Annotated in this window: 6 protein-coding genes; 5 read left to right on the top strand and 1 reads right to left on the bottom strand. The window is 58.1% G+C overall.

What is annotated here, in order from left to right:
• Positions 1–128: 128 nt before the first annotated feature.
• Positions 129–617, top strand: a complete 489-nt coding sequence (locus tag EL26_RS22625; RefSeq protein WP_038094650.1) for a GNAT family N-acetyltransferase — start codon at positions 129–131, stop codon at positions 615–617.
• A gap of 94 nt (positions 618–711) precedes the next feature.
• Positions 712–2,112, top strand: coding sequence for an alkaline phosphatase family protein (locus EL26_RS22620; protein ID WP_052036722.1), 1,401 nt, complete (start codon positions 712–714; stop codon positions 2,110–2,112).
• Positions 2,113–2,156: 44 nt separating this feature from the next.
• On the opposite strand, the gene EL26_RS22615 is transcribed toward EL26_RS22620, so the two are convergent.
• Positions 2,157–2,414: a hypothetical protein gene (locus EL26_RS22615; RefSeq protein WP_038094648.1), complete on the bottom strand. Its 258-nt coding sequence runs from the start codon at positions 2,412–2,414 to the stop codon at positions 2,157–2,159.
• A gap of 82 nt (positions 2,415–2,496) precedes the next feature.
• Between EL26_RS22615 and larE the strand changes: the two genes are divergently transcribed.
• From larE to larC, 3 genes are read left to right on the top strand one after another with little or no spacing between them, the layout of a single operon-like run.
• Entirely contained in the window at positions 2,497–3,315 is an 819-nt protein-coding gene (larE, locus tag EL26_RS22610) for an ATP-dependent sacrificial sulfur transferase LarE (protein ID WP_038094646.1), read from the top strand.
• The gene (gene larB / locus EL26_RS22605) at positions 3,312–4,082 is read left to right on the top strand and encodes a nickel pincer cofactor biosynthesis protein LarB (RefSeq protein WP_038094644.1); all 771 of its coding nucleotides are present in this window, start codon (positions 3,312–3,314) and stop codon (positions 4,080–4,082) included. Before larE ends, larB begins: the two co-directional genes overlap by 4 nt.
• Complete coding sequence (gene larC / locus EL26_RS22600) at positions 4,079–5,365, top strand: nickel pincer cofactor biosynthesis protein LarC (RefSeq protein ID WP_038094642.1); 1,287 nt, start codon at positions 4,079–4,081, stop codon at positions 5,363–5,365. Before larB ends, larC begins: the two co-directional genes overlap by 4 nt.
• The last annotated feature ends 184 nt before the right edge of the window (positions 5,366–5,549 follow it).

The following is a 5,549-nucleotide window of genomic DNA, read 5'->3' as shown; positions in this document are numbered from 1 at the left end:
AAGCTTTCCAGCGCCGATGGTACTCGGACCGCAGGGTCCCGGGAGAGTAGGACGTCGCGAGGCAGTTGAATAGGAAAGGCTCGATTCCTTGCGGAATCGAGCCTTTTTTCCAAGAGGAGGCATCTCGGATGATCACCATCCGCAACGCGAGAATTGAAGACTTGCCCGCTCTGCTCTCGATTTATAATCGAGCGGTGGAGACGACGACGGCGACGTTTGATTTGGAGCGGCAAACGTATGAAGAGCGCGAGGTGTGGTTTCATAAATACGATGAGAAGTATCCGTTGATTGTCGCAGAGGTGGACGGTCAGGTCGCCGGATACGGCAGCCTCTCGAAGTTTCGCGACAAGCAAGCGTACAGTAAGTCTGTGGAGAACTCCGTGTACATCGACGAGCGTTTTCAACGCCGAGGAATCGGCCGGGCGCTGTTGGAAGAGTTGGTCAACCGCGCCCGACACATCGGATATCACACGATCATTGCAGGCATTACGGCGGGCAATGAGGGCAGCGTAAAACTGCACGAGGCGTTCGGCTTTGAACTGTGCGGCGTGTTTCGGCAGGTCGGCTACAAGTTTGACGCATGGCAAGATGTCGAGTTTTACCAACTGATGCTGTAAATTTTATGAGGGAATGTGGAGAAAGGCTCAATCCGTGGCGGATGGGGTCTTTTTTTCATATCTTGTACCAGAACAAGAGGTGGGAGTTGAGGGGATGGGCAATAGCTTCGAGAGGATCGACCATGTGGTCGTGTTGATGCTGGAAAATCGCTCGTTTGACAACATGGCAGGGTGGTTGTACGCCAAGGGCAATCGGTCGCCGTATGACCAAGCACCGCGTGGACAGGCGTTTGACGGGGTGGCGGGCAAGAGGTTGTCCAATCCGATTCCCTCGAATACGGACGGGGCGCAGCGCAAAGTCGTGCCGGCGGGGAGGGGGAGCGGAGAGTTTGAACCGACCACCGATCCGGGAGAAGAATTTTTGCACGTGCAAGCCCAGATGTACGGACAACGGGAACCGATGCAAGGGTTTGTGCAAGACTATGCCGGGATGTTGAAACAGGACGGAAGAGCTATTACCTACGACAACTACAGCAAGATCATGAACGGGTTTACGCCAGAGCAAGTGCCGGTGATCAGCGCGTTGGCGCATCAATATGCCGTGTGCGACCGCTGGTTTTGTTCGGTGCCAAGCCAAACGTGGACGAACCGGTCGTTTTTTCATGCGGGAACCTCGGCGGGGTTGGTGGACAACTGGCCGTATCTGAACTGGTTACAAAACGACACGGCGACGATCTTCAACCGCATGTCGGACGCAGGGCTTACCTGGGGTGTGTACTATGACGCACAGACGATCATCTCGCTGACGATGCTGATTCACTTCCGGCAATTGGCAAAGTACTGGAATCACAACTTTCATTTTATGCAGAAGTTTTTCCGCGACGCGGAGGAGGGGACGCTGCCGAACTATACGTTTCTTGAGCCCTGTTTCAACAACTGGCGCGGACAACGCAACGACCAACACCCGCCGTTCAGCGTCGCGGAGGGCGAGAAGTTGATCTACGACGTCTACCAAGCGCTGCGCAAGGGCAAGAACTGGGAGCGGACGCTGTTCGTGATCACCTACGACGAGCACGGCGGATGCTACGACCACGTCTTGCCGCCGGCCGCCGTGCCGCCCGACCCCAAGGCACCCGTTGGGCAGCAGGGATTCCGCTTTGACCAACTCGGCATCCGCGTGTGCACCGTATTGGTTTCGCCTTACATTGAGGCGGGCACAGTATTTCGAGCGCGAGACCCACACGGTAACGTTGTGCCCCTCGAACACAGTTCGATGATCAAAACGCTGACCAACCGCTGGCACCTCCCGCCGTTGACAGAGCGAGACCGCACCGCGACGGGCATCGAACAGGTGTTCACGCGTGAAACTCCGCGTACAGACGAACCGCAGATTCCCAACCCCCGCACTCCGAAAAAAACATCACTTCCCCGCAGGATTTCCGGTCTGGAATTCGACCTTGCGGGGCTTGCGGCGGTGCGTTTGGGCGAGGTGTGGGCAGACATCTTGAACGCCCGGCGTGCGAAACCCGCGAAACGCTCCCGGCCTGACGCCTGAAAAAACAAAGACTCGATCCGGTAGCGGAACGAGTCTTTTTTGGCTTATTCGTTGTCGAAGTATTCGTAGAAGAGGTAGCCTTTGGCCCACTTTTCTTCGATGCCTCGGGAGCTGGCCGTTTGGACGAAGAGGGAGACGAGCTTGTCGTCGATTTCGTCCTTTTTATAGTTGTTTTTTTTCACGAGGTCTTGGTGGAGCGGTTGGAGCTTGGTGAATTGTTTGTCGACGAGTTCTTCGTCTTCATCGGCAATCCGGTCATAAAAGTTCTCGAGATCGTATACCGTTTCTTTTGAAAGCCTCATGGATGTCACCTCCTAGGTGTTTAGTATGCGCACTTGTTACAATACCGCATGTCCCTGGGAAAGGAAAGGGGAGATTTGCCAAATGGAACTCTCGAAAAAAGAGCGGCTGTACGGAATCTTGCAGGAACTCGACCGGGTGATCGTGGCGTTTTCAGCGGGGATTGACAGCACGTTTGTGCTCGCCTGTGCGCAGGAGGTGCTCGGCGACCGTGTGCTGGCGGTGACGGCGGCGAGCGAGACGTTTCCCGACCGCGAGTTGCGAGAGGCGGTGGAGCTTGCGGCGCACATCGGGGCGCGGCATGAGATCATCGAGATTCGCGAGATGGAGAATCCGCACTTTGTGGCGAACAACCCGGACCGTTGCTACCATTGCAAATCGGGTTTGTATGCGAGCTTGACGCGGCTGGCGCAAGAGCGTGGGATTTTATATGTGCTGGACGGCGCGAACATGGACGATCTCGGTGAGTACCGCCCCGGACGGCAGGCGGCCAAGGAGTTTGGCATCCGCTCGGTGTTGCAGGAAGCGGGGATTTTCAAGGAAGAATTGCGGGCGATGGCACGGGAGATGGGGCTGCCGAATTGGGAGAAGCCTTCGTTTGCGTGCTTGTCGTCCCGAATTCCGTACGGCGACCTGATCACGTTGGAAAAAGTGGAGCAATTGGACCGAGGCGAAGAGAAGCTGCGCAGACTGGGCTTCCGGCAGATGCGCGTGCGCCACCATGATCAAATTGCGCGGGTGGAAGTGTTGCGCGAAGAGTTGGCACGGGCGGTCGAATATGCAGACGAGATTACGGCGATTCTGAAAGAGGAAGGTTTCGCGTACGTGACGCTCGATCTGCAAGGCTACCGCAGCGGTTCGATGAACGAGACGCTGGGTCTTGGGGCGGGGAGGGCGCGATGAAGGAAAAAGAGCGGGAGTTGCGAGAGGTGTTGCGCCGCTTGCGGGCGGGGGAGTTGACGGTGGAGCAGGCGGAGGCGGAGATTTGCGGGTTTGAAGATTTGGGGTTTGGCAAAGTGGACTACGCCCGGGAGAAGCGCACGGGGTATCCGGAAGTGATCTTCGGGCAAGGAAAAGCGCCGGAGCATGTCCGGGTGATTTTTGGCAAGCTGGTGGAGAAGCACGGGCGTGCGATGGTGACGCGGGCCGATCCTTCGATGGCGGAGGCGGTTTGGGAGTCGGTGCCCGAAGCGGAATTTGACCCGATGGCGCGCTTGATCATGATCGGCGGCGGCGAGCGGCGGTTTCCGGGCGTTGTCGCGGTGGTCTCGGCGGGAACGGCCGACGTTCCGGTCGCGGAAGAGGCGGCGCGGACGGCGGAATGGATGGGGAGCGAAGTCGACCGCATCTACGACGTCGGCGTGGCGGGGATCGACCGGCTGTTGGCGCAGCGGGAGAGGTTGCAGCGGGCGAGCGTCGTGATCGTGGTTGCGGGAATGGAAGGCGCGCTGTCGAGCGTTGTTGGCGGATTGGTTCGCCGCCCCGTGATCGCGGTGCCGACGAGTGTGGGATACGGCGCGCACTTTGCCGGATTGACACCGTTGCTCTCGATGCTGACGTCGTGCGCGGCGGGGGTGACGGTGGTGAACATCGACAACGGATTCGGCGCGGCGTACGCGGCGTCGATCCTGCAGCAGGCGATTTTGGAAGGAGCGGGTAGGGAAAGATGAGTCGGACGTTGTATTTGGATTGCATCTCCGGAATCAGCGGAGATATGCTGCTGGCGGCGCTGGTTGATCTCGGCGCCGACTTGCAGTATGTAAAGCGCGAATTGGAGAAGCTGCCTGTGGATGAGTTTGATCTGTGGGTGGAGACGGTGGACAAACTGGGGATCACCGCGAAAAAGTTGGGGATGCGGCTGCCGGAAGCTGGCGGGCATGGGCATTCGCACGCTCATCCTCACGCTCATTCTCATGAGCAGGCTGATGGACGCGAGCATGGGCACAGCCATGAGCATGAACACGGGCATGAACATCGCAAGGCGGCGATGATCTTAGAGATGATTCGGGAGAGCGAGCTTCCGGAGCGGGTGAAGGCACGGAGTCATGCAGTTTTTGAAGCGATTGCGGCGGCGGAGGGCAAGATCCACGGAATCGACCCGTCGGAAGTCCATTTTCATGAAGTGGGCGCGATGGACTCGATTCTGGACATCATCGGGGCGTGCCTCGCGCTGGAGAATCTCGGCGTTGACGACATCCACGCTTCGCCCGTGCCCGCCGGCTATGGAAAGATCCGCATCAACCACGGCCTGTACCCGGTACCGGCCCCTGCTACAGCCGAATTGTTGATGGGCATCCCGCTTGCGAAGTCGCCCGCCGAAGGAGAGCTGACCACCCCCACGGGAGCCGGCTTCCTCCGCGCATTGGCAACCCGATTCGGCCCGCTTGAAAACTTCACAGTAGAAGGAATCGGGTACGGGGCGGGCACCAAGAACTTCCCCGAGCATCCCAATGTCTTGCGCGCTCTTATCGGACAAGCCGCCACGAGCGGCAGGCGTGAAACCATCCATGTACTGGAGGCACAGGTGGATGACTGCACGCCCGAAACTTGCGGCTACGTCATGGAACGCCTCTTCGAAAACGCCGCCCTTGACGTCTACTACACCCCCGTCCTGATGAAAAAAAACCGCCCCGGCACGCTCATCAGCGTACTGTGTGCACCTCCTGACGCTTCCAAATTGGAAGAGATTCTGTTGCGGGAAACCACGACGTTCGGAGTGCGGCAAAGCGTGTGGAGCCGACGGGCGTTGGAGCGGAAGTTTGAGAGCGTGGAAACGTCGTACGGAACGGTGCGGGTGAAGATCGGCAGCCTCAACGGCCGTGTCTTGCAAGCGACTCCGGAGTATGAAGACTGCGCGCGGGCGGCTCGCGAGCGAGAGGTTCCGTTTCGCGAAGTCTATGCTGCGGCGTTGAACGAGAACAAAATAACAAGCTCTTCTGCTGAAAGCCGCTGAAACGCGGCTTTTTGTTTCCCACAGCGCGAATCTGGAGAAATATCGAGTTGTGGCGGGATTCCGGGCATGATAAGATATCTCTTGTCGCCGCGAGAGACAAGCGGTTGACGCGAGAGATTCTCTCGCCGATTGATCCTTGAAAACTAAACGAGTGATAGATGAAGATCGATTCGAGCCAGAAGCT

This window comes from Tumebacillus flagellatus (assembly GCF_000714935.1).
In the GTDB taxonomy this organism is placed as follows: Bacteria; Bacillota; Bacilli; order Tumebacillales; family Tumebacillaceae; genus Tumebacillus; species Tumebacillus flagellatus.
This window is presented reverse-complemented; position numbering and strand designations above follow the sequence as displayed.

Excerpts from the sequence above, each read along its gene's own strand:
- EL26_RS22625 (WP_038094650.1), top strand. The coding sequence starts at position 129 with ATGATCACCATCCGCAACGCGAGAATTGAAGACTTGCCCGCTCTGCTC.
- EL26_RS22620 (WP_052036722.1), top strand. The coding sequence starts at position 712 with ATGGGCAATAGCTTCGAGAGGATCGACCATGTGGTCGTGTTGATGCTG.
- EL26_RS22615 (WP_038094648.1), bottom strand. The coding sequence starts at position 2,414 with ATGAGGCTTTCAAAAGAAACGGTATACGATCTCGAGAACTTTTATGAC.
- larE (WP_038094646.1), top strand. The coding sequence starts at position 2,497 with ATGGAACTCTCGAAAAAAGAGCGGCTGTACGGAATCTTGCAGGAACTC.
- larB (WP_038094644.1), top strand. The coding sequence starts at position 3,312 with ATGAAGGAAAAAGAGCGGGAGTTGCGAGAGGTGTTGCGCCGCTTGCGG.
- larC (WP_038094642.1), top strand. The coding sequence starts at position 4,079 with ATGAGTCGGACGTTGTATTTGGATTGCATCTCCGGAATCAGCGGAGAT.